General features: G+C 67.4%; 25 protein-coding genes and 1 tRNA gene. 11 read left to right on the top strand and 15 right to left on the bottom strand.

What is annotated here, in order from left to right:
• Window positions 1-39: 39 nt before the first annotated feature.
• The 6 genes from kasB to aceE all read right to left on the bottom strand — a co-directional run bounded on the left by kasB (window position 40) and on the right by aceE (window position 8,229).
• Window positions 40-1,293: a 3-oxoacyl-ACP synthase KasB gene (gene kasB, locus A5784_RS01020; RefSeq protein ID WP_064941446.1), complete on the bottom strand. Its 1,254-nt coding sequence runs from the start codon at window positions 1,291-1,293 to the stop codon at window positions 40-42.
• Between the two features lie 27 nt (window positions 1,294-1,320).
• Window positions 1,321-2,571, bottom strand: a complete 1,251-nt coding sequence (gene kasA / locus A5784_RS01025; protein ID WP_064941448.1) for a 3-oxoacyl-ACP synthase KasA — start codon at window positions 2,569-2,571, stop codon at window positions 1,321-1,323.
• Window positions 2,568-2,867: a meromycolate extension acyl carrier protein AcpM gene (gene acpM, locus A5784_RS01030; RefSeq protein ID WP_064941450.1), complete on the bottom strand. Its 300-nt coding sequence runs from the start codon at window positions 2,865-2,867 to the stop codon at window positions 2,568-2,570. The genes kasA and acpM overlap by 4 nt, the downstream gene beginning before the upstream one ends.
• A gap of 74 nt (window positions 2,868-2,941) precedes the next feature.
• Window positions 2,942-3,859, bottom strand: coding sequence for an ACP S-malonyltransferase (locus A5784_RS01035; RefSeq protein WP_082944591.1), 918 nt, complete (start codon window positions 3,857-3,859; stop codon window positions 2,942-2,944).
• A 163-nt stretch (window positions 3,860-4,022) separates the two neighbouring features.
• Entirely contained in the window at window positions 4,023-5,309 is a 1,287-nt protein-coding gene (locus A5784_RS01040; RefSeq protein ID WP_064941454.1) for a PucR family transcriptional regulator, read from the bottom strand.
• Between the two features lie 130 nt (window positions 5,310-5,439).
• Complete coding sequence (aceE, locus tag A5784_RS01045; protein ID WP_064941456.1) at window positions 5,440-8,229, bottom strand: pyruvate dehydrogenase (acetyl-transferring), homodimeric type; 2,790 nt, start codon at window positions 8,227-8,229, stop codon at window positions 5,440-5,442.
• 145 nt (window positions 8,230-8,374) lie between these two features.
• Here aceE and A5784_RS01050 point away from each other — a divergent pair, with 145 nt between their 5' ends.
• The 4 genes from A5784_RS01050 to A5784_RS01065 all read left to right on the top strand — a co-directional run bounded on the left by A5784_RS01050 (window position 8,375) and on the right by A5784_RS01065 (window position 10,059).
• The gene (locus tag A5784_RS01050; protein ID WP_156750308.1) at window positions 8,375-8,950 is read left to right on the top strand and encodes an Rv2240c family protein; all 576 of its coding nucleotides are present in this window, start codon (window positions 8,375-8,377) and stop codon (window positions 8,948-8,950) included.
• Window positions 8,951-9,045: 95 nt separating this feature from the next.
• On the top strand, window positions 9,046-9,477 hold the full coding sequence (locus A5784_RS01055; protein WP_064941458.1) for a DUF3052 domain-containing protein: 432 nt from the start codon (window positions 9,046-9,048) through the stop codon (window positions 9,475-9,477).
• A 3-nt stretch (window positions 9,478-9,480) separates the two neighbouring features.
• On the top strand, window positions 9,481-9,942 hold the full coding sequence (locus A5784_RS01060; RefSeq protein WP_064941460.1) for a peroxiredoxin: 462 nt from the start codon (window positions 9,481-9,483) through the stop codon (window positions 9,940-9,942).
• A gap of 45 nt (window positions 9,943-9,987) precedes the next feature.
• Window positions 9,988-10,059 (top strand) — tRNA-Val (locus tag A5784_RS01065).
• 138 nt (window positions 10,060-10,197) lie between these two features.
• On the opposite strand, the gene A5784_RS01070 is transcribed toward A5784_RS01065, so the two are convergent.
• Window positions 10,198-11,145, bottom strand: coding sequence for an amidohydrolase family protein (locus A5784_RS01070; RefSeq protein ID WP_064941462.1), 948 nt, complete (start codon window positions 11,143-11,145; stop codon window positions 10,198-10,200).
• The gene (locus tag A5784_RS01075; protein WP_064941504.1) at window positions 11,145-12,347 is read right to left on the bottom strand and encodes a cytochrome P450; all 1,203 of its coding nucleotides are present in this window, start codon (window positions 12,345-12,347) and stop codon (window positions 11,145-11,147) included. The genes A5784_RS01070 and A5784_RS01075 overlap by 1 nt, the downstream gene beginning before the upstream one ends.
• 408 nt (window positions 12,348-12,755) lie before the next feature.
• Between A5784_RS01075 and A5784_RS01080 the strand changes: the two genes are divergently transcribed.
• Window positions 12,756-13,448, top strand: a complete 693-nt coding sequence (locus A5784_RS01080; protein WP_197514588.1) for a PAS and ANTAR domain-containing protein — start codon at window positions 12,756-12,758, stop codon at window positions 13,446-13,448.
• A gap of 15 nt (window positions 13,449-13,463) precedes the next feature.
• Here A5784_RS01080 and A5784_RS01085 read toward each other — a convergent pair whose 3' ends face one another.
• Window positions 13,464-13,859 carry a VOC family protein gene (locus A5784_RS01085; RefSeq protein ID WP_064941464.1) on the bottom strand — a complete coding sequence of 132 codons (396 nt, stop codon included), beginning with the start codon at window positions 13,857-13,859 and terminating at the stop codon, window positions 13,464-13,466.
• A gap of 7 nt (window positions 13,860-13,866) precedes the next feature.
• Window positions 13,867-14,694, bottom strand: a complete 828-nt coding sequence (locus tag A5784_RS01090; protein WP_064941471.1) for an oxygenase MpaB family protein — start codon at window positions 14,692-14,694, stop codon at window positions 13,867-13,869.
• 35 nt (window positions 14,695-14,729) lie between these two features.
• Here A5784_RS01090 and A5784_RS01095 point away from each other — a divergent pair, with 35 nt between their 5' ends.
• Window positions 14,730-15,695 carry a cobalamin biosynthesis protein gene (locus A5784_RS01095; protein ID WP_064941473.1) on the top strand — a complete coding sequence of 322 codons (966 nt, stop codon included), beginning with the start codon at window positions 14,730-14,732 and terminating at the stop codon, window positions 15,693-15,695.
• On the opposite strand, the gene A5784_RS01100 is transcribed toward A5784_RS01095, so the two are convergent.
• Genes A5784_RS01100 through A5784_RS01110 form a run of 3 tightly spaced genes read right to left on the bottom strand, consistent with a single transcriptional unit; the run spans window position 15,649 to window position 17,586 of the window.
• Window positions 15,649-16,467, bottom strand: a complete 819-nt coding sequence (locus tag A5784_RS01100; RefSeq protein WP_064941475.1) for an SURF1 family cytochrome oxidase biogenesis protein — start codon at window positions 16,465-16,467, stop codon at window positions 15,649-15,651. The two genes, A5784_RS01095 and A5784_RS01100, sit on opposite strands and share 47 nt — an antisense overlap.
• Entirely contained in the window at window positions 16,467-16,961 is a 495-nt protein-coding gene (locus tag A5784_RS01105) for a low molecular weight protein-tyrosine-phosphatase (protein ID WP_064941477.1), read from the bottom strand. Before A5784_RS01105 ends, A5784_RS01100 begins: the two co-directional genes overlap by 1 nt.
• The gene (locus A5784_RS01110; protein WP_064941508.1) at window positions 16,954-17,586 is read right to left on the bottom strand and encodes an HAD-IA family hydrolase; all 633 of its coding nucleotides are present in this window, start codon (window positions 17,584-17,586) and stop codon (window positions 16,954-16,956) included. The genes A5784_RS01105 and A5784_RS01110 overlap by 8 nt, the downstream gene beginning before the upstream one ends.
• 101 nt (window positions 17,587-17,687) lie before the next feature.
• On the opposite strand from A5784_RS01110, the gene cobC reads away from it, so the two are divergent.
• From cobC to A5784_RS01130, 4 genes are read left to right on the top strand one after another with little or no spacing between them, the layout of a single operon-like run.
• Complete coding sequence (cobC, locus tag A5784_RS01115; protein WP_064941479.1) at window positions 17,688-18,710, top strand: Rv2231c family histidinol phosphate aminotransferase CobC; 1,023 nt, start codon at window positions 17,688-17,690, stop codon at window positions 18,708-18,710.
• Between the two features lie 8 nt (window positions 18,711-18,718).
• Window positions 18,719-19,846 carry a Nif3-like dinuclear metal center hexameric protein gene (locus A5784_RS01120; protein WP_232005893.1) on the top strand — a complete coding sequence of 376 codons (1,128 nt, stop codon included), beginning with the start codon at window positions 18,719-18,721 and terminating at the stop codon, window positions 19,844-19,846.
• 12 nt (window positions 19,847-19,858) lie between these two features.
• Window positions 19,859-20,587 (top strand): zinc ribbon domain-containing protein, encoded by a 729-nt coding sequence (locus tag A5784_RS01125; RefSeq protein WP_064941483.1) that lies wholly within the window; start codon window positions 19,859-19,861, stop codon window positions 20,585-20,587.
• Window positions 20,584-21,651, top strand: a complete 1,068-nt coding sequence (locus A5784_RS01130) for a bifunctional RNase H/acid phosphatase (protein ID WP_064941485.1) — start codon at window positions 20,584-20,586, stop codon at window positions 21,649-21,651. The genes A5784_RS01125 and A5784_RS01130 overlap by 4 nt, the downstream gene beginning before the upstream one ends.
• Window positions 21,652-21,655: 4 nt before the next feature.
• On the opposite strand, the gene A5784_RS01135 is transcribed toward A5784_RS01130, so the two are convergent.
• The gene (locus A5784_RS01135) at window positions 21,656-22,234 is read right to left on the bottom strand and encodes a helix-turn-helix domain-containing protein (protein ID WP_064941487.1); all 579 of its coding nucleotides are present in this window, start codon (window positions 22,232-22,234) and stop codon (window positions 21,656-21,658) included.
• A 46-nt stretch (window positions 22,235-22,280) separates the two neighbouring features.
• On the opposite strand from A5784_RS01135, the gene A5784_RS39765 reads away from it, so the two are divergent.
• Window positions 22,281-23,834: a bifunctional NAD(P)/FAD-dependent oxidoreductase/class I SAM-dependent methyltransferase gene (locus tag A5784_RS39765; protein WP_064941488.1), complete on the top strand. Its 1,554-nt coding sequence runs from the start codon at window positions 22,281-22,283 to the stop codon at window positions 23,832-23,834.
• Between the two features lie 32 nt (window positions 23,835-23,866).
• Here the strand turns inward: A5784_RS39765 and A5784_RS01145 are convergent, their stop codons facing one another.
• On the bottom strand, window positions 23,867-24,403 hold the full coding sequence (locus A5784_RS01145) for a hypothetical protein (protein ID WP_064941490.1): 537 nt from the start codon (window positions 24,401-24,403) through the stop codon (window positions 23,867-23,869).
• Between the last annotated feature and the right edge of the window lie 281 nt (window positions 24,404-24,684).

The following is a 24,684-nucleotide window of genomic DNA, read 5'->3' on the forward strand; positions in this document are numbered from 1 at the left end:
TGTCGGATGCCGGCCAGCCTTGCGGGAATACGGTGGGTGTCAGTACTTCCCGAAGGTGAGCGCGACGTTGTGCCCACCGAATCCGAACGAGTTGTTTATTGCGTACTTGTAGTTGCCCTGCCTCGGCTCACCGGCGACGACATCGAGGTCGATCTCCGGGTCGAGGTTACGCAGGTTAAGTGTCGGTGGGATGACGCCGTCGCGCAGCGCCAAGATGGTGAGGATGGATTCCACGGCCCCCACCGCTCCGACCGAGTGGCCGAGCGCGGACTTGGGCGCGTAGACGGCGGGACGGTGGCCCCGCATCGCGTTGTTGATGGCCACGCCCTCGGCCACGTCGCCGACGCTGGTGCCGGTGGCATGCGCGTTGACGTGGTCGATGTCGGAGGGCTGCAGGCCGGCCAACTCGATGGCCCGGGTCATGGCGTAACCCGCCTGCTCGCCGTTGGGATCGGGCGCCACGATGTGGTAGCCGTCGGACGTGACACTGGCACCCATGATGCGGGCCAGGATGTTGGCGCCGCGGGCCTTGGCGTGCTCCTCGGTTTCGATGACCAGCATGGCGCCGGCCTCACCGAAGACGAACCCGTTGCGGTCCTTGTCGAACGGGCGGCACGCGCCCTGCGGATCGTCGTTGCTGTTGGACAGCACGATGCGCATCTGGGCGAAGCCGGCGATCGGCACCGCCTCGATCTTGGTTTCCACACCACCGCAGATGGCGATATCGGCTTCACCGAGCACGATATTGCGCCACGCATTCGCGATGGCTTCGGAACCCGACGCGCAGGCCGAGATCAGGGTGCTCACCCCGGCCTTGGCCTTGCGCTCGAGTCCGACGGCGGCGGCAGCGCCATTGGGCATGTACATCTGCACAACGAGTGGTGACACGGCACGCAGACCTCTGGTCCGCATGCCGTCGTAGGCGAACACCAACTCCTCGGCAGACCCCAGGCCGGTGCCGATCGACACCATCAGCCGCTTGGCATCGACCTCGGGAGTGCCCGCGTTCTCCCAGACGCGCCGACCGATCACGGTCGACATCTTCTGGAGGTACGACAGGCGACGGAGCTCGACACGCGTCAGCTCATGATCGAAGTCTTCGAGGAGGTGACCACCGATGCGAACCGGCAGGTCGTACTCTTCGACGAACGGGTCGGTGAGCGTGCGAATGCCGCTCTGCCCGTCCAGCAACTTCTTCCAGGTACTTTCGGCATCGGTTGCCAGCGCCGTCGACATGGCTACGCCGGTGACAACCACGTTGGGCAGACCGTTACCCGTGGACAATCCCGCCATATTTGGTGCGTTCTTTCCTCTCGTGCCTCAGTACCGCCCGAAGGTCAGGGCCACATTGTGGCCACCGAACCCGAACGAGTTGTTGATGGCGTACTGGTAGTCGCCATACCGAGGCTCACCTGCAACGATATCGAGATCGATCTCAGGATCTGGTGTTTCGTAATTCAACGTCGGCGGGATGACGCCGTCGCGAAGTGCCAGCACTGTCAGCACCGACTCGAGTGCGCCGACAGCACCGATGGAGTGGCCCAGGGCCGACTTCGGTGCGTACACCGCAGCGTTCTGCACACCGGCGACACGGATGGCGTTGGCCTCCGCGGTGTCACCGATCGGCGTTGCCGTGGCGTGAGCGTTGACGTGGTCGATGTCCTTGGCGTCCAGACCGGCGGTCTCCAGGGCACGCTTCATTGCGGCACCGGCGCGCAGACCGTCGGGGGCCGGAGCCACCATGTGGAAGGCATCGGAGGTGATGCCGGCGCCCATCAGGCGGGCCAGCGGCTTGGCGCCGCGGGCCAGGGCATGCTCTTCGGTCTCGATGACCATGAGCGCACCGGCCTCGCCGAAGACGAACCCGTCGCGGTCCTTGTCGAACGGACGTGATGCACCCTCAGGGTCATCGTTCCGGGTCGACATGGCACGCATCATCGAGAACGCCGCGATGGGCAGCGCTTCGATGGCACCCTCGACGCCGCCGCAGACGGCGATGTCCGCGTCGCCCATGACGATCTGCCGCCAGGCGTGGGCGATGCCCTCCGACCCCGACGAACATGCTGACACGGGCGTGATGACGCCGGCGCGGGCCCCGAGCTCGAGGCCGACGACGGCGGCTGCACCGTTGGGCATGATCATCTGAACGGCGAGCGGGGACACCTTGCGGGGCCCGCCCTCGTTCATGGCGTCGTAGGTCTCGACGATCTTCTCGCCGCCACCGAGGCCGGTGCCGATGACCACTGCGAACCGGTCGGGGTCGACCTCCGGCTTACCGGCGTTCTCCCACAGCTGGTTGCCGAGGTACTTGGCCATGCGCTGCACGTAGGACATGCGACGCATCTCAAGGCGGGTCATCAGCGGATCGAGCGGCTCCTTGAGGTGCCCACCGATCTTGGCCGGAAGATCCCACTTCTCGACGAAATCGTCTTCGAGGACGCGGATACCGCTCTCGCCTGCCAGCAGGCCCTTCCACGTGCTCTCGATGTCCGGCGCGAGCGAAGTCGTCGCCGTAACGGCGGTCACCACAACATTGGGGAAACCGCCATTAGCAGTGGAAGGCCTGGTCACTGGTCTGCCGAGAACTTCTCACGCAGGGCGGCGGCGGCCTCGGGGTTCTCTTCCTCGAGCTTCTGGATGTAGGAGACGACGTCACCCACGGTGCGCAGGCCGGCGAGATCCTCGTCCGGGATCTTCACGCCGTACTTGTCCTCGGTCTGCACGGCGATTTCCACCATCGACAGCGAGTCGATGTCCAGGTCGTCGACGAAGCTCTTCTCGGGGGTCACCTCAGACGGCTCGATGCCGGTGACCTCTTCGATGATCTCGGCGAGACCGGCGATGATTTCTTCCTGACTGGCGGCCACTATGGCTCCTTCTATCGGTGTTTACGTCCCCCGGGTGCGGAGGACTTTTTGGAACGTTTTCAGGTGGAGATGGTCTAGAGCTCGGTGAGGGTGTCGAGGTCCTCAGGGGACTTGATGGCGCGCGTCGGCGTGCCCTTGAGTTCCCGCTTGGCGATGCCGGCCAACGTGCCGGCCGGCGGAAATTCGACAATTCCGGTGACCTCGTGCTGACGCATGGTCGCGGTGCACAGGTCCCAACGCACCGGCTTGGTCAGCTGAGCGACGAGCTTCTCCATCGCATCGGCCGCCGAGGCGACGGGCTGCCCGTCGGCGTTCGATAGCAGTGTCGCCGTGGGCTCGGCGGTCGTTACAGACGCCGCCGCGGCTGCGTAGCCGTCGAGAGCGGAAGCCATGTAGTGGGTGTGGAAGGCGCCTGCGGTGGCCAGTTGGCGTACCCGGGCCTTGGCCGGCGGATCCTCGGCCAGCTTCTCCAGCGCAGCCACGGCGCCGGCAGCCACGATCTGGCCTGCGGCGTTGCGGTTGGCCGGGATCAAGTCGAGGGATTCCAGGCGGGCGAGCACCTCGTCCTCATCGCCCCCGAGCACCGCGGACATGCCGGTGGGCTCGACAGCGCAGGCCTTGGCCATCTCGGCGCCGCGGGTGGCGGCCAGCTTGACCGCGTCGTCGGCAGAGATCACACCGGCGATCGCGTAGGCGGCGATCTCACCGACGGAGTGCCCCGCCACGATGGTCTCGGCGGCGGCGACCTTGTCGAGCACGCCGCGACGGACGAGTTCCTCATGGGCCAGCAGGGTGGCGGCGACCACCAGGGGCTGCGTCACCGCAGTGTCGGTGATCTCCTCGGCGGTTGCCGTGGTGCCCAGGCGGGCCAGATCCAGGCCACTGATCTGCGACCAGGTCGCCAGACGATCGGCGGCACCGGGCAGCTGCAACCACGGGGTGAGCATGCCGGGCGTCTGCGAGCCCTGTCCGGGGGCGAGCAATGCGAGCACGGGTCCTTGAGGCACGTCTTTAAGAGAACACTGTGAAGTTGGTTTTGCGCCGTGTAAGAGATTATGAACCTTGTCTTAGGTTTTTGTGGGATGTCTACAAAACTGCACGTGATGCGACATTGCCGATACCCGGCCGCGACCCAGGTTTCTGGCAAGAATGCCGCTACCAGGCCCGTCGCCCGCTCCCGCCGGCCGGTCCGATGGCGGGAACCGCCTTGGCGATGCTGTTTGACGTGCTCGACTGAGACGGCTGCGAGCTCAGCCGCCCGACGCTCGCCGCCACCCGCAGCACGTAGGCGTCCCGGGGTACCGATGGGTCGCGTCCGGTGAAGTCGGCGATCCGTTTGAGCCGGTACCGGACGGTATTTGGATGAACGAACAATTTGCGGGCGCAGGCCTCGATCGCGCCGCCGGAATCGAGATAGGCGTCAAGGGTTTCGGTCAGGGCGGGTCCGGCATCGGACAGCGGGCGCATGACCTCTGTCGCCAGGGCCGCGATCGCGTCCATGTCGCCGAGCAGTGCGCGCTCCGGCAGTAGTTCGCGCGCCGGAACCGGCCGCGGGGCGCCGCTCCACCCGGCCACGGCGTTCATGCCCGAGATCGCCTCGGTCGCACTGCGGTGCGCGGCCGTCAGGGTGTGGGCCAACGGGCCGATCACCACCGGGCCGTCGGCGAACACGGTCATCAGATCGGTCAGGAACCGGTCGGTCGGGGACAGCGGACCGGACACGATGGTGACCAGCCAGGTGCCGTGCACGTCTGACAGGGCCGCCCGGTCGTGGCGCTGCACGACGTCGCGCACATCGTCGCTGGCCATCTCGGTGCGGTCCGGGTGCGGCAGCCCCACGATCACCGTGGCGGGTGCGGTGGCGTCCCAGTTCAGCGCCGCGGCCTGGGACTGCAATTCGGGCCCGACGTCGCCGCGCACCACGGCGTCGACGACGTTGGCCTCCATCCGCCGGTCCCAGGCGCCGCGCGCCTCGGCCTGGTCGGCGTACGCGCTGGCCGCCGCGAACGCCAGGTCACGGCTGTACCGCAGGATCCCGGCCGTCAGGGCGGTCAGTTGTTCTTCCGAGCGGGCCAGCAGCGGCACCACCTCTTCGAAGAACTCCATGGTGGTGCGCACCATCTCCACCGACTGCCGCAGGGCGATCCGGCGCCGCAGGTCCTGCGGCACCACTTCGAAGGCCTGCGCGGTGTAGCCGACGTCGCTTTGCGGGTTGCGCATCCATTCCACGAAGTTGACGACGGCGGTCTGCACCACCAGTTGCACGCTGGCCCGCTGCGACGCGTCGAGTTCGGCGAAGAACGACAGCCGGTCTTCCATCGCATGCACGGCTTCGGTGGCCAGCCGGCCGGAGTACTGCTTCAAGCGGCGCAGCGTCGAGTCCGGCACCGCCTCCAGCACCTCGACCGTGGTCTTCGGCGGAACGAACCGATTGTCGGGCATCCCTAAAAGCTACGCCGATCTTCTGGCGGATTCCTCCAAACGGCTTCTCGGCGAGCAGACAGTCCGGTACGCGACACGCCGCATTTCGGGTACCGCGATGTCTGCTCGCCCGAGAAAGCCGCCGGAAACCCTAGGCGCTGCCGGTGTCGGCGTAAGACACCGCGGCGGCGAAGACGTCGTCGATGCGGTACTTACGGGCGGCCTCGGCGGCTACCGAGGGGTCGATGTTGCCGTCGCGGGCAAGCCCCTCCAGCACTGCCACCACCACCGACTCTGCGTCGGTATTGAAGTAGCGGCGCGCGGCCGGGCGGGTGTCGGAGAAGCCGAACCCGTCGGCGCCCAGGGTGATGTAGGTGCCGGGCACCCAGGGCCGGATCTGCTCGGGCACGGCACGCATCCAGTCCGACACCGCCACGACCGGACCCGCCGCGTCGGCCAGCGACGAGGTGACGTGGGGTGTCAGCGACGGCTTGTCGGGGTGGCGCAGCCGATGCTTCTCGATCTCCACGCCTTCGCGGTTGAGCTCGCCCCAGCTGGTCACCGACCACACATCGGCCGCGACATCCCATTCCTCGGCCAGCAGGTCCGCCGCCCGCAGGGCTTCTGGCATCGCGACACCCGAAGCCAGGATCTGAGCGGCATTCGTGCGTGGCTCGGCTGCCGCGCGGTAGCGGTACATGCCGCGCAGCAGCGCCTCGGCGTCGAGGTTCTCCGGCTCGGCGGGCTGGACGTAGGGCTCGTTGTAGATGGTGATGTAGAAGAAGACGTTCTCGGCGTGCTCGCCGTACATCCTCTTCAGCCCGCTTTCGATGATGTGGGCGATCTCGTAGGCGAACGCCGGGTCGTAGGTCACCGCAGCCGGGTTGGTCGACGCCAGCAGCAGCGAGTGCCCGTCGGCGTGCTGCAGGCCTTCGCCGGTCAGCGTGGTGCGGCCCGCCGTGGCGCCGAGCACGAAGCCCTTGGCCATCTGGTCGGCCGCTGCCCACAGACCGTCGCCGGTGCGCTGGAATCCGAACATCGAATAGAAGATGTAGATCGGGATCATCGGCTCGTCATGGGTGGAGTATGACGTGCCCACCGCGGTGAACGACGATGTCGACCCCGCCTCGTTGATGCCTTCGTGCAGGATCTGGCCGATCTCAGATTCCTTGTAGGCCAACATCAATGTCGAGTCCACCGACGTGTAGAGCTGCCCGTTGCGGTTGTAGATCTTCAACGACGGGAACCACGAGTCCATGCCGAAGGTACGGGCCTCGTCGGGGATGATCGGCACCAGACGTGGCCCGATGTTCTTGTCGCGCAACAGTTCCTTGAACGTACGCACCGTCGCCATCGTGGTGGCCACGGCCTGGTTGCCCGAGCCCTTCTTGAGCGGCTTGTAGGACTCCGACGCAGGCAACGCCAACGGGGTGCTCTTGTTGCGGCGTGCCGGGACGAATCCACCGAGGGCGCGGCGGCGATCCAGCAGATAGCGGATCTCCGGAGTTTCCGGGCCGGGGTGGTAGTACGGCGGCAGGTACGGATCCTCTTCGAGCTGGGCATCGGAGATCGGTACCCGGGTGACGTCGCGGAAATCCTTGAGGTCTTGCAGCGCAAGCTTTTTCATCTGGTGCGTGGCGTTGCGGCCCTCGAAGTGGCTACCCAGCGTGTAGCCCTTGATGGTCTTGGCCAGGATGACCGTCGGCTGGCCCTTGTGCTCGGTGGCGGCACGGTAGGCGGCGTACACCTTGCGGTAATCGTGGCCGCCGCGCTTGAGGTTCCAGATCTCCTGATCGGTCATCGGTTCCACGAGGGCCTTGGTGCGCGGGTCGCGACCGAAGAAGTGGTCGCGCACGTAGGCGCCGTCGTTGGCCTTGTAGGTCTGGTAGTCGCCGTCGGGGGTGACGTTCATCAGATTGACCAGCGCGCCGTCCTTGTCGGCATGCAGCAAGGCATCCCATTCGCGGCCCCACACCACCTTGATGACGTTCCAGCCCGCACCGCGGAAGAACGACTCCAGTTCCTGGATGATCTTGCCGTTACCGCGCACCGGCCCATCGAGGCGCTGCAGGTTGCAGTTGATCACGAAGGTCAGGTTGTCCAGTGCCTCGTTGGCGGCGACCTGGATCAAGCCGCGGCTTTCGGGCTCGTCCATCTCACCGTCGCCGAGGAACGCCCACACGTGCTGATCGGAGGTGTCCTTGATGCCCCGGTCATGCAGGTAGTGGTTGAACCGGGCCTGATAAATCGCATTCATCGGGCCAAGGCCCATCGACACCGTGGGGAATTCCCAGAAGTCGGGCATCAGCCGGGGGTGCGGGTAGGAGGGCAGCCCACCGCCGCGATGGCTGTGTTCCTGACGGAAACCATCCAGTTGGTCGGTTGTGAGCCGACCTTCCAGGAACGCACGGGCGTAGATGCCCGGCGAGGCGTGACCCTGGATGAAGACCTGATCGCCACCACCCGGATGAGATTTGCCGCGGAAGAAGTGGTTGAACCCCACCTCATACAGCGACGCAGACGACGCGTACGTCGAAATATGGCCGCCCACACCGACTCCCGGGCGCTGGGCCCGGTGCACCATGATGGCCGCGTTCCACCGGATCCAGGCGCGGTAGCGTCGCTCGACATCCTCGTCGCCGGGGAACCACGGCTCCAGGTCGGTCGGGATCGTGTTGACGTAGTCGGTCGACGTCAGTGCCGGGATCGCCACGCGCTTCTCCCGCGAGCGTTCCAGCAGGCGCAGCATCAGATATCGGGCCCGGGCAGGACCGGAGCGCTCCAGCAACTCATCGAACGACTCCAACCACTCCGTCGTCTCATCGGTGTCGATGTCCGGAAGATAGGAGGCAACCCCCTCCCGGATGACCCGAACCCGGTCGTGTTCGGCTGCGGTGGTGGAGTTTTGAGCCAGATCCTGGCGCGCGAACTCGGTGGTCAACTTCCGCTCCTTGTTAGGCGGTTAACAACTGATGGGTGCTTGTGGCGTCCTCTATCGTCCACCTATCGTGCCGTATTCGTGCCGCTGGGGTGTCGAGTGCAATGAACCCATCGGAATCGCTTCCAGCCGGTAACGTCTGCAGACCGTGCTGGTGGGTGGACAGTGTCGAACGCGGGTGCGTGTTGCCGCGTTCGCGGTGGGGAGTGCGGCATCGATCGCCATGGTGATCGTCGGCTGCACGCGCATGACCGACGGCGCCGCTGTCGCCGACCAACAGGACGCCCAGCTGTACCGGGCTTCGATCTCGGCTTCGATCGACGCCTCCAAGTCGAGTTCCGCGACCCGCGAGTCGGAACGGCAGGCCTCGCTGACCACCCAGGCCATCCACGCGGTGTGCGAGGACATGAGCACCTCGTCGGTGGACGCGGTCAACGCCGTCAACGCCTATGTCACTGCCGCCAACAACCACGGTGACGTGCAGTCGAAGGTCGGCCCCGCCGCCGACGCCCTCAACCACAGCGCTGACCTGGTCAGTTCCGGCTCCGTCGACGCGCTCGCGCCGGATCTTCGCGCTGCGCTGAACGAATGGGTGGACGCTGCGCGGGCGCTCGCGGCCGCGATTTCGAGCAACGCGGCGGTCGACACGATCAACGCCGCGACCGACAGATCCAACACCGCCAAGACCAACGCGCTGGACCGCTGTGACAAGGCGTATCGATGAACTGCCCGGCATGCGCCCGTACTCGGACACCGACGTGCGACGATTAGGACGAAAACGCATCAAGAGTGCACTTGGAGCTTGAAGGAGGATCGACGGTGGTCGCGGCGGGGAAGGACTCTGACCCGAACTACGCCCAAAGTCTGGGCATCAATAAGGATCAGATAGTCCAGGAATTGGGCTGGGATGAGGACACCGACGACGACATCCGGGCCGACATCGAGGATGCGTGCGGCGCTGAGCTGCTCGACGAAGATGCGGACGAAGTGGTCGACGTCGTCTTGCTGTGGTGGCGGGAAGGCGACGGTGACCTCGTGGACCGGCTGATGGACGCCATCACCCCGCTGGCCGAGGATGGGGTCATCTGGGTGGTGACGCCCATGACCGGCAAGCCCGGACACGTGCAGCCCGCCGAGATCGCCGAATCGGCTCCGACCGCCGGGTTGATGCAGACCTCGTCGGCGAAGCTGGGGGACTGGACGGCGAGCAGGCTCGTGCAGCCGAAGTCCAAGGCGGCAGGCAGGCGCTAGCCAGTGCTCGAGGTGGGAACCGCAGCGCCCGATTTCACGCTGCGGGACCAGAACGGCCGCCCGGTGACCCTGAGCGGCTTCCGCAACACCAAAGATGTGCTGCTGGTGTTCTTCCCGTTGGCGTTCACCGCTGTCTGCCAAGGCGAGCTCGATGAGATCCGGGACAATCTCGCCGCCTACCAAAACGACGACACCGCGACGCTGACGATCTCCGTCGGACCCCCACCCACCCATAAGATCTGGTCTGGCCAAAGCGGTTTCACCTTCCCGGTGCTGTCCGACTTCTGGCCGCACGGCGCCGTATCGCAGGCCTACGGCGTCTTCAACGACGATGCCGGCTACCCGAACCGGGGCACCTTCGTCATCGACCGATCCGGTGTCATCCGCTTCGCCGAGGTAATGGAACCCGGCCAGCCACGCGACCAGTCCGTGTGGCGGCAGGCTCTGGCGGCCCTGCGCGCGTAGCGGATTTCCGGTCAGGGTGCCCCGCCGTGTACCGTGCCTGCGACGGGGCGCGTAGCTCAGTGGTAGAGCTCTGGTTTTACACACCAGCGGTCGGCGGTTCGATACCGTCCGCGCCCACCGGTATTTGCGCAGATCAGCGAATTGTGGGCAACTTGGATTCGTTGCCGAACCCCCGGTTGTGCCAGGAATGTGTGATGGTCGGGCAAGCTCCCTGCTCGCGGTGCGGCCCGTTATCGAGCGCCGATCAGGCGTCGTTCATCCGAACAGCCGCCGTGCGTTTTCGGAGGTGACTTGTCGCCAGTCGACGTCGGGATCGGCGTCCAGGGCGGCGATCTGCTTGCCGACCGCGAACTCCGGTGTCCAGCAGGAGTCGCTGCTATAGAGGATGCGTCCGTCCCCGACCACGTCACGCAGGACGGCGGCGTGGGTGGGTAGTGGATGGCCGGCGAGATCGAACCACATGCGCCGCAATTGGTCGTCGGTCGTCAGCGGTCCGGGTGGATCGCCATTGGGGGCCGGCCATACGCTGCGGAACAGTTCGATGCGTGCGGCCAGCAGCGGCAGGGTGGCTCCGCAGTGCGGTATCACGAAGCGGATGTCGGGATAGCGGCCGACGACACCCGCGAAGATGAGATCGGTGATCGTGCGCGTCGTCTCGAACATGAACTCGATGATGGGACGAGGTCGACCGAGCGACACGAAATCGGCATCGGGCGGTGAGGTCGGATGCACGAAGACGATTGAGCGCCGCGCATTCAGGCGTTCCCACAGCGGGTCCAGAGCGGCGTCACCGAGGTACTGCCCGCTGGCGTTGCTCATGACGATGATGCCGGCCGCTCCGCTGTCCGTCGTGCGGATGGCTTCGCGCACGGCGGCTTCGACGTCGGGTAGCGGGAGGGTGGCGAAGTACGAGAAGCGCGCAGGGTGTTCGGCGACGGCCGCGGCGGCGAAGTCGTTGACGTGGCGGGCCAGAGCAGGCGCATCCGTCCCGGCGAAGCTCACGCCGGGGGAGGACAACGATAGGACCGCGTGGCGAATTGCGTTGTCCCGCATCGATGAAATCTGTTGGTCGACGGTCCACGACGGCCACGCGGGCATGCCGTCGGGTTGGTCGATGCCGGCGGCGATGGCGGCGCCGACGTACTCGTCGGTCACGAAGTGCGCGTGGACGTCGAGCAGCTCGGGGCCGTTTGCTTCGGCCATCAGGCACCGCTTCCGTTGGGCACCAGGGTGACGGGCAGTTGTTCGAGGCGGTGAATGACGTTGTTGACTGCCCACGTCGGCTGTCCCTGGAGGTCGAAACGTTCGACGTGTTCGAGTAGCGCTGTGAGTAGGGCGGCTGTTTCCATCCTGGCCAGACCCTGGCCCGCGCAGGCGTGTGCGCCGTTGCCGAAGCCGATGTGTCGTCCGGCGTCGCGGCGGATGTCGAACACGTCGGGGTTGTCCCACTCCAGTTCGTCACGGTTGGCCGAGGCGTACATGACAAGCAGGCGCGTGCCGGCGGGAATGGGCGTTCCCGCGATCTCGGTGTCGCGCGCCGTCTTGCGGGTGAAGGCCCGCAGCGGTGATTCGATGCGCACCACTTCGTTGATCGCGTTCGGCAGCAGTGTTGGCGCGGCTCGCAGCAGTTCCCACTGCTCGGGGTGCGTCGCGAACAGATAGATCGCACTGGAAATAGCGCTGATGGTGGTGTCCAACGACGGCGCAATGTAGTCGATCATCAGGGGTGGTACGTCATCGAGTGTCAGCGCGCCGTCATCGACGGCGTTCAACAGTTCGTCGGCCATACTGCCCGGCAGAACGTTGCGGTCGCGGACGACGGTGCGGGTGTGGCGCAACATGTGGGTGCTGCGCGGAATGGCGCGCAACGCGTGCCGGTTCAAGGGTCCGAGGATGTCGAATGTCGCTGCGGCCCAGGCGATCAGATGGTTGCGCTGGTCCTTCGGCCAGCCGACGAGATCGGGCACCACAGCGAGCGGTAGGGCGGTGGCCAGGTCGGCGACGGCGTCGACTCGGCCCTTGGCGAGTGCGGCGTCGACGATGGAACGAGCGGTGTCCTCGACGGAGGCGTTGACTCCGCGCAGCGCTCGCGGCATGAGGCGGTGGGCGACGAGCTTTCGGCGCCTGTCGTGGTCGACGCCGTCGCTGTTGAGGGTCGTCCCTCGGGAGAGGCGGTTGGCCAGCGCGTTGGCGGCGACTCCGTGACCGGACACGTACAGGTCGTCGGAACGCAGCGTGGCCTTGCATTCGGTGTACCGCGGCAGGGCGACCAGTCGCTGACGCTGCAGCCAGATGACCGGTCCGAGGTCCCGCATCGCGCGGTAGTGCGGATAGGGGTCGAGGATCGCCGGCGTGCTGTAGACATCCGGCCGGTACGACGGGATCCCCGCGGGGCGGCGCGACATGAACGGTGGCGTGGGCAGAAGGGCGCGACGGCCGTTGGTGTGCGAATCATCAATCTCGGTCAGGGCCATCTCCGCTTCCTCCCGTGAGTGACGGAATCGTCACATATGAGTAGATCCTCAGTCAAGGCCGAGCGTGCGACGCCGCCCAGCTGCCGCCTGGTGGCGCCGGCGGCGAATGGTCACTGCTGTGGCGGTGAGGCAGGCCTGCGCTAACCCTCGGCCCTGCGTGCCCGTCGCGATGCCCGCATCAAATGCCGTGGGGCGCATGCAGATCGTGTGACGCCGGGCCGATGACGCATGATCGACACAACGACCATGCGAGAGCCGACAACGCAGCAGTAGGCCATTTAGCGAAGTGACTGAGCATGAAGCCCACGACTTCACGGGCTACGTGGTACTTCCTTGGTCGTGGCGCACACCGAACGCTTCGAGCTGAAATCGGCCACCGGCGGAGATGATCGACCTGCCGGTGACGTCGACAAGGCGGTCCTCGGAGGCCCGCCTCAGCGCGTCGGCAGATTCGAATACCGGTACGACACGGATACGTGGACGTGGTCTGAGGCGGTCGCGCGGATACACGGCTATGAGCCGGGAGAGGTGCAGCCGACGACGGAGTTGATGCTTCGTCACAAGCATCCCGACGACGTCGCGCACGTGAAGACCTTGCTGGCGCATGACGAAGCGCCGTTCAGCAGCCGCCACCGCATCTACACCACCACCGGCGAGATCCGAAAGGTCGTCGTGGTCGGGGAGGCTGTCAGGGATGCAAGCGCGAGGATCGTCGCCACGCGGGGCCTGTATGTCGACGTCACGGATGCGGTTGAGGAGGAGCTTCAACGCGAGGTCGGCGACGAGTTGCGCACGATCGTCGCCGATCGCGCAGTCATCGAACAAGCCAAGGGCATGCTGATGCTGGCCTATGCCATCGATGCCGGCGCCGCATTCGACCTGCTGCGGTGGCGGTCACAAGAAGCAAACATCAAGGTACGCGACATCGCCCGCGAGGTTGTGACGAAAGTGCCTGGGCTGCTGGATCTTCCACCGTCCGAACGTGGTCGGATCGACCACTTTCTGATGACGCTTGCCGACGCTCCGGATTGAAGGCCGGCTCAGCGCCTAACCAGCAGGCGCGAAAAACTCCAATGCGACGCCGTCGGGGTCGCGGAAACTCAGGCCCGAGCCGTACGGCGCGTCGACGATGCCGCCGTGTTCGATACCGAGTTCGTTGAGTTTGGTTTCCCAGGCCTCGAGGTCGGACCGTGCAGCACAACCGAAGCCGACGTGGTCGAGCCCGACCTTGAACTCGCTGAACTGCTCTTCGGTGGCCGGTTGGTCGTGTTGGTGGATGCCGAAGAGCGTTCCACCTTCGAGCAGCCACACGAGGTGGTGGAAGCCGGCGTCGGTGCGTTCGTCGAGCACCGGGTCGGCTCCGATCAGGGCGCGGTACCAGGGCCCGCTGACGGCAAGGTCACGCACGGTCACAGCGACGTGGTTGAGAGCAGGGAATGCCATGCCAGCGTCATACCACACGACGGCCCCGGCGGGCCCGGGAACGCATGTCCCACAGGTAGAGCCGGTACCCGAAAACCCACAGATCGCGGGGGATGACCCGGTCGGCGATCCGCAGACCGGTCAGCAGGAGGTCGAATCGGCGCTGCTGCTCGGCCGTCCACGCCAACCGCATGTGATCGCGAAATACGGGAGGAAGAAACCCGATGGTGGCGAACAGGTTGAACCGGCCCGCCAGCATCCGCACCGGCGCGGGCAGGAACGCCATCGCGGCCACCCCGTGCAGGTGCTCGCGTACCGGCGGGTCGATGTGAAGATCGTCCAGCGACCGCTTCCAGTACTCGTCGAAGGCTTGCCGATCGGCCGGCCACAATCCGGCGCGGACCTGCAGGGTGGTGCCGAGCGTGCGGGCGTCGGCGTAGATCGCGTCCGCCGACGCATCGTCGAGCGGCCCGTAGAGGAACTCGTGCATGTCGACGTAGTACCGGTACAGGCAGGCGGCCACCCACAATTGCAGTTTGGGGTCGAAAGCGTTGTAGGACACCGGACTTGACGCGTTCGAACGCACCAGCGCATGCACCCTGTCGACCTCGGCGCGGATCAGTGCACGGTCGGAGTCGGTGCCGAGGGTGGCTGCGGCCAGGTACGTGCCCGTGGTGCGGGCCCGCTTGAACGGATGCTTGTAGACGTTGCCGCTGTCCACGGGACTCTCCAGCACGCCGTACCCGACGCCTGGCGACGACAGTTGCATGATGACGTTGGCCGCGGGCAGCAGCACCGCGGCGGGGTTGAGCAGATCGACCACCCTGCGCGGCCGTCGCGGGGGACCCAGCCTCATGAGATCGAGTAGACCACTTGTGAGACGCTGCCGACGTGTTTGTTCCGACGTGTCACGGCCGGGCTGCCGGTATCGCCGCCGGGTATCTCGCCGACCGGCTGCTGGGCGACCCGCGGCGTGGCCATCCGGTTGCCGGTTTCGGCACCGCCGCGGCGCGGTTGGAACGGCTGACCTACGCCGACAGTCGCTGGGCCGGGCTGCGGCATACCGCGCTGCTGCTGAGCGGCCTGTGGCTGCTGGGCTTGGTGGCGGGGCGGCGGGGCCGGATGTGGGTGACGGCGGCCGCGACGTTCACCGCGCTGGGCGGCACGTCGCTGAACCGTGTGGGCGGGCAGATGTCCGATCTGCTCACCGCCGGAGACGTCGACGGGGCGCGCCGGCTGCTGCCGTCGCTGTGCGGGCGGGATCCGGCGGCCCTGGACGCGGCGGGCATCGCTCGTGCGACGGTGGAGTCGTTGGCGGAGAACACCTCCGACGCGCAGGTGGCGCCGATGTTCTGGGCTGCCGTCGGCGGAGTGCCCGGTGTGCTCGTGTACCGCGGCGCCAACACGCTCGACGCGATGATCGGGCACCGGTCGCCGCGTTACGAGCGGTTCGGTTGGGCCGCAGCGCGATTCGACGATCTGCTCAATTACGTTCCGGCCCGGCTGACGGGGATGTTGGTGGCGGTGTGCGCACCCGTGGTGGGTGGCTCGGCGGCCGCGGCGCTTCGTGCGTGGCGTAACGACGCCGCGCGTCACCCCAGTCCGAATGCCGGCGTCGCCGAAGCCTCGTTCGCCGGGGCGCTGGGGGTACGTCTCGGTGGTCCGACGCAGTACGCCCATCGCTTGGAGATCCGGCCCACGCTGGGCGACGGGCGGATTCCCGAGGTCGCCGACCTGGAGCGGGCGGTGCGGCTCTCGCGGGCCGTGCAGGCCGGTTCCGCGTTGGTGGCGGTCGTGTTGTCGGCTGCGCTCAGCGCCGCTTGCCGTACCGGTCGGCGAGCTTCTCCTCGGTGGTGAGCGGAGCGGCCGGGGTCGCCGGGCGGTCCGCGCGCTCGGCACGCCGCTGCTTGATCTCGGCAAAGACGAAGTAGCCCAACCCGATCGGGGCGATGATGCCGAATGCGATCCACTGGATGCCGTACGACAGGAACGGTCCGGCGTCGAGGTGGGGGAGCGGAATCACGCCGAGGCCACCGGGCTGGTCCTCGACCAGCTGCAGATACGAGCCGGCCAGCGGTACGCCGGTCACGGTGGCGACCTGGCTGGTGCTGATCGAGTACACCTGCTCTGCGCCGTCGGCGCGGAAGGGCTCCTTGCCGCTGACGACCGCCTCGGAATCGCGCAGCCGTGCGGTGATGGTCACCTGGTTGCGGGGTGCGTCGGGGATCGGCGGCACTGAGGTGCCCTGCTGAGGCCGGACATAGCCACGGTTGACGAGCACGGTAGGCCCGCCGTCGACAGCGAACGGCGTCAGCACCTCATATGCCGGCTCCCCGTCGACGACCCGCAGCCTGGCCAGGACCTGCGCCTCGGGCCGGTAATGCCCGGTCGCGGTGACCCGCTGCCACTGTTGGTCGGGAGCACTCGAATCCTGATGCGGCAGAACGCCTGTCACCGGCACCGGATCGGCTTTCAGGGAGGACGCGATCTGGTTGTTCTCCCGCGACGTCCTGGTGTTCTTGCCCAGTTGCCACGGCGCCAGCACGGTGAAACACAGGTAGGCGAACGCCATCACCACGACGAACAGCGCCAGCCACTGTGGCTTGAGCAGGAACCCCAGTCTGCGCATCAGCGCGGGCTTTCCCGCTCGGCCAGGGTGGCGTCGACCCAGTCGTGCAGCCCGGGAAGCGATGCCTCGATGACGGCCAGCACCTCTTCGAAGTCGGCCTGGGACCCGTAGTAGGGGTCCTCGACATCGGGCGTGTGAGCCGCCGAGCGCGGGTCGAACGACCGCAGCATCCGCAGCCGGTGGGCGTCGACGCCGTGCTCGGTCAGGATCCGGGCATGGTTGCGGCCCAGCGCGACGACCAGGTCGGCGCCGAGATGATCGGCGTTCATCTGCGCGGCGCGGTGGTCGGTCGGATATCCGTGCGCACGCAGCACCCGGCAGGCGCGGTCGTCCGCCCCGTCGCCGACATGCCAGCTGCCGGTGCCTGCGCTGCTCACCCGGACCCGGTCGGCCAGGCCACGTTGGCTGATCTGGTGGGCGAACATCTTCTCCGCCATCGGCGAGCGGCAGATATTGCCCGAGCACACGAACGTGACATGCAGGACGTCAGACACCGAGCACCTCACGCAGCGACTCGACAGTCTCGACATGGGCGTGCGCGGTCAACGCGGCGGGCCCGGTGAAGTCGTCGCGCCCGTAACCCCACGCGACCACCACGGTGTCGATGCCGTGTTCGGCGGCGCCCTCGACATCGTGGGCGCGGTCGCCGACCATGAGCACGCGCTGCGGCAGCGGCTGCAGTTGAGCCAGAGCATGGGCCACCACGTCGGCCTTGGCCGCCCGGGTGCCGTCCGGGCTGGCCCCGGCGATCACCTCGAAGTACCCGTCGAGACCGAAGTGTTCGAGGATGTGCCGCGCGGTCGGCTCGGCCTTCGAGGTGGCCACAGCCAGCCGGATCCCGGCTTTCCGCAGATCGGCGAGCAGCGGCTCGATGCCGTCGAACAGCCGGTTCATGGCCCAGCCGCGGCTCGTGTAATCGGCGCGGTAGGCGGCGATCGCGGCATCGGCGTCGGCGCCGAGACCCATACCGCCAAGCGTGTAGTGCATGGGTGCCCCGACCACAAGGCTGGCGAGGTCACCGTCGGGGACGGGGGCACCGACCTGGGCCAGCGCGTGGCGGAAGCTGGACACGACTCCGTCGGCAGAATCGGTCAGGGTGCCGTCGAGGTCGAAGAGCACCAGCTCGGGCCGCACAGCGGCCGACGTGTCAGTTACGGGACCAGTCACAGACCCATTCTCCCCGATGCCCGAGACAGGGCCCCGCCCACTACTGTCGTGCTGTGGCAAGTCCAACCCGCGCGGCCGCCCGCTACCACGGTGACCAGGCCGCTTTACCGGGGCAGCTGGACTTCGCTGTCAACGTTCGCGCCGGGGCGCCGCCGGATTGGCTGACCGCACGGCTGGCGGCCCGGCTGGCCGATCTGGGCCGCTATCCCAGCGCGGCAGACGAACGACGCGCGGTCTCGGCGGTCGCGGACCGGCATGGCCGTCGGGAATCCGACGTTGCCCTGCTCGCAGGCGGTGCCGAAGGTTTCGCGCTGCTGGTTCAGCTGCGGCCGCGACTGGCCGCCCTGATCGCGCCGTCGTTCACCGAACCGGAGGCGGTCCTGACCGCCGCCGGGGTGCCTGTTCACCACGTGGTGCTGGCACCGCCGTACAGCCTCTCCACTGCCGCCGTACCGGACGAGGCCGACCTCGTGGTGGTCGGTAACCCCACCAATCCGACCGGGGTGCTGCACTCCCGCGAGGACATCCGCGCGCTGCGGCGGCCCGGGCGCCTGGTGGTGGTCGACGAGGCATTCGCCGACGCCGTCCCCGGCGAGCCTGAGTCGCTGGCCGGCGACGCGCTGCCCGATGTGCTGGTACTGCGGAGCTTGACCAAGACATGGGCGCTGGCCGGCTTGCGCGTCGGATACGCACTCGGCGCGCCCGAGGTGCTCGCCCGCCTCACCGCCCAGCGGGCGCACTGGCCGCTGGGCACGCTGCAACTGGAGGCGATCGCCGCCACCAGCACTCCGGCCGCGGTCGCGGAGGCCGAGGCGGAGGCCCGTAGGCTGGCGGCGCTGCGCGCGGCGATGGTTGCCGCGCTGCGTGCTCTCGGCCTCGACGTGGTGGCCGGGACAGCACCGTTTGTCCTGTTCGGTGTGCCGGATGCGGAGCTGATGCGAAAACATCTGGAAAGCAAGGGTATTGCGGTGCGGCGCTGCGATACGTTCGTGGGTCTGCCGGGGAATTATCTGCGGGCTGCCGTGCGGGCGGAGTGGCCGGTGTTGGTGGACGCGGTGACGGAGGTATTGAGGTGAGCGCGCGGGTGGCCGGCGTCAGACTGGCTGATGTCATCGCGGTGCTGGATGCCGCCTACCCACCGGGGCTCGCGCAGGACTGGGATTCTGTTGGCCTGGTGTGCGGGGACCCCGACGAGGCGGTCGAATCGGTGACTGTCGCGGTCGACGCCACGGCCGCCGTCGTGTCCGAGGTGCCCGAGCGTGGGCTTCTGCTCGCCCACCATCCACTGCTGCTGCGCGGGGTGGACACCGTCGCCGCCAGTACCGCCAAAGGCGCCCTGCTGCACCAGATGATCCGCACCGGCCGGGCCCTGTTCACCGCGCACACCAACGCTGATTCGGCGTCACCCGGCGTGTCCGACGCGCTGGCCGAGTCGCTCGGGCTGCAGGTGGACAGCGTGCTGGAGCCCGCGGCGGCCGGCCCGAATCTGGACAAATGGGTGGTGTTCGTCCCGGTAACCGATGCCGCCGCGGTGCGCGCCGCCCTGTTCGCGGCAGGTGCCGGACGCATCGGTGACTATTCGCACTGCAGCTGGAGCGTGGCCGGTACGGGACAGTTCTTGCCGCACGACGGCGCCACCCCGGCGATCGGCGAGGTGGGCACCGTCGAGCAGGTGGCCGAGGATCGGGTAGAGGTGATCGCGCCGTCACGGCTGCGGGCCGCCGTCCTGGCCGCGATGCGTGCGGCGCATCCGTACGAGGAGCCGGCCTTCGACATCATCGCGTTGGCGCCCATCCCCGGGAGCCTGGGGCTCGGCCGGATCGGCACCCTCGCGAGCCCGGAGCCGTTGTCGGCCTTCGTATCCCGAGTGTGCGCGGCCCTGCCCGCGACGTCGTGGGGCGTGCGGGCGTCGGGCGATTCCGAAGCCATGGTGTCGCGGGTGGCGGTGTGTGGGGGAGCGGGGGATTCCCTGCTCCGTGCGGTCGACGCCGCGGGTGTCGACGCTTATGTCACGGCCGACCTGCGCCATCACCCCGCCGACGAGCATCGCCGAGCCTCGGAGGTGGCACTGGTCGATGTGGCGCACTGGGCCAGCGAGTTCCCGTGGTGCGCCCAGGCCGCCGGGGTGTTGCGTGAGCATTTCGGTGACGCGCTGCCGGTGCGGGTCAGTGCGGTGCGCACCGACCCATGGAATGTCGAGAGTCGAGCGTAGGGAGTCAAGAATATGAAAGCTGCAGTGTCCCAGCAACGTTCGCTTCTAGAGCTGACCGAGGTGGATGCCGAGCTCGGGCGGCTGGCCCATCGCGCCAAGAATCTGGCCGAGCAGACCCGGCTCGCGGAAGTGCAGGCCGAGCACGGTGTCGCCAACGACCGGCTGGCCGCACTCGGTATCGCACTGGAAGACCTGGGCACCCAGGTGGCCAAGTTCGAGACGGAGATCGACTCGGTACGTCAGCGCGAAGACCGTGACCGTGCGCTGCTCGACGGTGGAGCGGTTGCAGCCAAGCAGGTCAGCGAGATTCAGCACGAACTGGAGACCTTGGAGCGCCGCCAGGCCAGCCTGGAGGAATCCCTGCTCGAGGTGATGGAACGCCGGGAGGAGCTGCAGTCGCAGCAGTCCGACGAGTTGGCCCGCATCGATGAACTGCAGATCAGGGTCTCGGAGGCGCAGCGGGAGCGTGACGGTGCCCTGGTGGAGCTCGACCACACGCGTGAGGTGTGCCAGACCCGGCGCAAGGCACTGATCGAGGTGATCGACGCCGAGCTCGTCGAGCTCTACGAGAAGCAGCGGGCCCGCGGCGGGGCCGGGGCCGGGTTGCTGCAGGGCCGGCGCTGCGGGGCCTGCCGAATCGAGATCGACCGGGGCGAGATCGCCCGTATCACCGCGGCCGCCGACGACGAGGTGCTGCGTTGTCCGGAGTGCGGCGCGATCCTGTTGCGGGTCAAACCGTGAAGGTGCTCGTCGAGGCCGACGGTGGATCACGGGGCAATCCCGGACCGGCCGGCTACGGCGCGGTGGTGTACGCCGCCGACCATGTGTCGGTGCTCGCCGAGCGCAACGAGTTCATCGGTGTAAGCACCAACAACGTCGCGGAGTACCGCGGCCTGATCGCAGGACTGGAGGCCGCGGCGGCCACGGGCGCCGACGAGGTCGCGGTGTCGATGGACTCCAAGCTGGTGGTCGAGCAGATGTCGGGCCGGTGGCGCGTCAAGCATCCGGATCTCGTTGTGCTGCAGCAGGAAGCGGCCGCCCTCGCGGCGAGATTCGACCGAGTCACCTACAGCTGGATTCCGCGGGCGCAGAATGCGCATGCCGACCGACTGGCGAACGAGGCCATGGACGCTGCTACCGGGAAACCGGTAGTCGCCGAGAAACCCGCGGCCCCCGGCTGGACCGGTGCCACCGGAGCACCGACGCGGATGCTGTTGCTGCGGCACGGGCAGACCGAATTGTCCATCGAGCGGCGGTATTCCGGCCGGGGCAATCCGGCGCTGACCGAGTTCGGCCGCGGGCAGGCCGAGGCGGCAGCGCGTTATCTCGCTTCGGTCGGCGGGATCTCGGCGGTGGTGGCTTCGCCGCTGCAACGTGCCTACGACACCGCGGCGACTGCCGCCAAGGCGCTCGGTCTGGACGTCACCGTCGACGATGACCTCACCGAAACGGACTTCGGTGCCTGGGAGGGCCTGACATTCGCCGAAGCGGCGCAACGCGATCCCGACGTGCACCGGCAGTGGCTGCGCGACACCAGTGTCGAGCCGCCCGGCGGGGAGAGTTTCGACGCGGTCGCCGACCGGGTGCGCCGGGCCCGCGACAAAATCATCGCCGAGCACGGCGAAACCACGGTGCTGGTGGTGTCGCACGTGACGCCGATCAAGACGCTGCTGCGGCTCGCGCTCGACGCCGGTGAGGGCATCCTCTACCGGTTGCACCTCGACCTGGCGTCGCTGTCGATCGCCGAGTTCTACGGCGACGGTGCGTCGTCGGTGCGCCTGGTGAACCAGACCGCGTACCTGTAGCCCGCTAGGCGTGCAGGTGCAGCTGCTCGCCGTGCGGACCGAGGATCGTGATGGCCTCGACCGGGCCGTCCACCACACCGAACCAATGTGGCGTCCAGGTGGAAAACTCCACTGCTTCACCGGGTTTGACGGTGAAATCCTGGTCGCCCAGGATGAGCCGCAGCTGCCCGGACAGCACGTACATCCAATCGCGGCCCTCGTGGACGGGGAACTCGGTGGGTGGTTTGTTGCGCCGAGCGCTGATCCGGATCTTGAAGGCGTGCAAGCCTCCCGCCGGGCCGTGCCGGGTCAGCGGCCAGTAGGTGATGTCGTGGTAGGTATGCGAGCTGCCTTTGACGCGTGGGTCTTCCGTCTCGGGAGCGCGTAGCAGCTCGTCGGTGGTGACCGACAGCGCCGTCGCCAACCGGGGCAGATGGTCCAGAGCCAACCGGCGCTTGCCCGACTCCAACCGGCTCAGTGTCGATACGTCGATCTGAGCCCGGGTGGCGACATCCTCCAGCGTCAGCCCCCGCTCGCGGCGCAGCTCACGCAGCCGGCGCCGGACCAGCGCGTCGACGTCGTCCTCGGCAGGATTTGCCTGCATGGCAAATCAGCTTGGCAGATATCGCGGGGTTGGGCAAGCTCTGGGTATGGAAAACGTATGGGACTGCGTCATTGTGGGCGGCGGGGCCGCCGGGTTGAGTGCGGCGCTGGTGCTGGGCCGGGCCCGCAGGCGAACGCTACTGATTGATGCTGGGGCACAAAGTAATTCGTCTGCACACGGGATCGGTGGGCTGCTCGGTCACGACGGACGGCCACCCGCCGAGCTGTACGCCGCGGGCCGCGCCGAACTTGCGGCGTACCCGACGGTCGAGCTGCGGACCGGTGAAGTTGTCCGCGGAGAGCCGGGTTTCGTCCTCGAGCTGGCCGACGGAAGCCAGGAGCGGGCCAGGACCGTGCTGCTGGCAACGGGTATGGAATACCGGCCGCCGAAGCTCGCTGGGCTCGAAGAACTCTGGGGCAATTCGGTTTTCCACTGCCCGTTCTGCCACGGCTGGGAGGTGCGTGACCAACCGCTCGCGGTGATCGCACAGGGCGATCGCGCCGTGCATTCGGCCCTGTTGCTGCGCGGCTGGACCGACGATCTCGTAGTTCTCACCGACGGCCCCAGTGGTCTGGATGAGGCCCAGGTCAAGCAACTCGACGCGGCCGGCGTCAGCGTCGACGAGCGCGCGATCGCCCGGCTGGTCGCCGACGGCGACGCGCTGGCGGCCGTGGAGTTCGCCGACGGAACCCGACTGGCCCGCCGCGGAGCTCTGGTCGCCAGCACGTTGCACCAGCGTTCGCCGCTGGCGGCGCAGCTCGGAGCTGTTTCAGCGCCAGGACAGGTAGCGGCCGATGCACTTGTGGTCGACGGGTTCTGCCGTACCTCGGTGCCGGGCCTGTTCGCCGCCGGAGATCTGAGTGCCCAGATGCCGCAGGTGGCTGCGGCGGTGGCTTCGGGCAGCCAGGCCGGCGCGGCCGTCGTGCAGTCCCTGCTCGGCGAGGACGTCGGGTTGCCGGTGCCGCCGTGGCCAACTCGCACGGCCGTCACAGCGCAGTACTGGGAGCGGCACTACGGGCAGCGCGGACGCATCTGGAGCGGACGGGTCAACGCTCAATTGGAGCGGGTCGCCGCCGATCTGCCTGCGGGCCGGGCCCTGGATCTGGGCTGCGGTGAGGGTGGTGATGCCGTTTGGTTGGCCGAGCGTGGCTGGCAGGTCACGGCCGCAGACGTTTCGGAGACCGCACTGCAGCGCGCCGCCGCGGAGGCGGCAACGCGCGGTGTGTCGGACCGCATCGTGTTCGAACGCCACGACTTCTCCGAAAGCCTGCCCGGTGGCGACTTCGACCTGGTATCGGCGCAGTTCCTGCAATCGCCGATCGCCATGGACCGCACCCTCTTCCTGCGCCGCGCGGCCGACGCGGTGACGCCGAGGGGCCTGCTGGTGGTCGTCGATCACGGAGCGGCGCCGCCGTGGGCTCCCGAGCACGTCAGGAATTTCGAGTTCCCCAGCGCTGAAGAGGTTTTGGCGGCACTGGAGCTTCCCGAGGGGCAATGGGAGCGGATCCAGGTCGGGCCTGAGCAACGCGACGCCACAGGGCCCGACGGCCAGCGCGGCACGCTGATCGACAATGTGATCGTGCTGCGTAGGGCGAGCTAGCGCTGATTGAGTTCCTAACAGGGCCAAGTGGTCTACGGCATCGGTGCCGCAGATTTCTGCCACCCCGTGAGATTGATGATTTCTCCGGCGATGTCGGCTACGGTGCGGTCGTCGGTGGGGATGCGGTGAGCCGAGGCGGCAGCGCTGGTTTGCAGGCGGGTACCCATGTCGACGCTGGATGCGAGGTGGCGAGCGAGGGCGGAGCCGATCTCGCGTTGGCTGAGGCGGTGTCGCGCTGTGGCGTCGGTGCAGGTGAGCAGGATTGCGGTGACGTTCGGGTTGGTGCCGATGGCGGTGGTGAGACGTGCGATCTCGTCGGGCAGCACGCTGGCGGTGTTGGTGTAGATCATGCGGTGATAGCCCAATTCCCGATAGTTCGCCCATATGGCTGCGAGGTTGCGCTCGGCCAGGTTGTGCTGCCATGGCGCGGGGTGGGCCATATCGAGGAAGTCGCCGTCGATGAGGCAGTGCGGGACATCGGTTGCGCTGAGCTGGGCGTGCATCTCGAAACCGACGCTGGTCTTACCGGTCCCGGATCGCCCGCCGATGAACACGACGTCGCTCGCCATGGCGCGCAGTATCGCCTGGTGTCAGTCGTGTTGGCGACAGGTTTTCTCGCGGCAGACTCACCACAGGTGCTGGTGTGGTGGTCGCGGGTCGGCCATGGTCGCAGTTATCCACAGCCTGCGACCCTGCCAAAAAGTTTGAGTCAGTAGATGCGAGTATCATCGCACATATGTTCGATACCGCGGGGTTGGCGCAGGTCAGTGAGAGTGCTGACGAGGCTGCGTTGCATCGGCGGATCGAGGAATTGGAGCGGGTGAAGTCGGCGGCGGCCGCCGGGCAGGCC

It is taken from the genome of Mycobacterium sp. 852013-50091_SCH5140682 (assembly GCF_001665685.1).
In the GTDB taxonomy this organism is placed as follows: Bacteria; Actinomycetota; Actinomycetes; order Mycobacteriales; family Mycobacteriaceae; genus Mycobacterium.

Excerpts from the sequence above, each read along its gene's own strand:
- kasB (WP_064941446.1), bottom strand. The coding sequence starts at position 1,293 with ATGGCGGGATTGTCCACGGGTAACGGTCTGCCCAACGTGGTTGTCACC.
- A5784_RS01040 (WP_064941454.1), bottom strand. The coding sequence starts at position 5,309 with ATGCCCGACAATCGGTTCGTTCCGCCGAAGACCACGGTCGAGGTGCTG.
- A5784_RS01070 (WP_064941462.1), bottom strand. The coding sequence starts at position 11,145 with ATGGCCGAAGCAAACGGCCCCGAGCTGCTCGACGTCCACGCGCACTTC.
- A5784_RS01075 (WP_064941504.1), bottom strand. The coding sequence starts at position 12,347 with ATGTCGCGCCGCCCCGCGGGGATCCCGTCGTACCGGCCGGATGTCTAC.
- A5784_RS01085 (WP_064941464.1), bottom strand. The coding sequence starts at position 13,859 with ATGGCATTCCCTGCTCTCAACCACGTCGCTGTGACCGTGCGTGACCTT.
- A5784_RS01090 (WP_064941471.1), bottom strand. The coding sequence starts at position 14,694 with ATGAGGCTGGGTCCCCCGCGACGGCCGCGCAGGGTGGTCGATCTGCTC.
- A5784_RS01100 (WP_064941475.1), bottom strand. The coding sequence starts at position 16,467 with ATGCGCAGACTGGGGTTCCTGCTCAAGCCACAGTGGCTGGCGCTGTTC.
- A5784_RS01125 (WP_064941483.1), top strand. The coding sequence starts at position 19,859 with ATGAAAGCTGCAGTGTCCCAGCAACGTTCGCTTCTAGAGCTGACCGAG.
- A5784_RS01135 (WP_064941487.1), bottom strand. The coding sequence starts at position 22,234 with ATGCAGGCAAATCCTGCCGAGGACGACGTCGACGCGCTGGTCCGGCGC.
- A5784_RS39765 (WP_064941488.1), top strand. The coding sequence starts at position 22,281 with ATGGAAAACGTATGGGACTGCGTCATTGTGGGCGGCGGGGCCGCCGGG.
- A5784_RS01145 (WP_064941490.1), bottom strand. The coding sequence starts at position 24,403 with ATGGCGAGCGACGTCGTGTTCATCGGCGGGCGATCCGGGACCGGTAAG.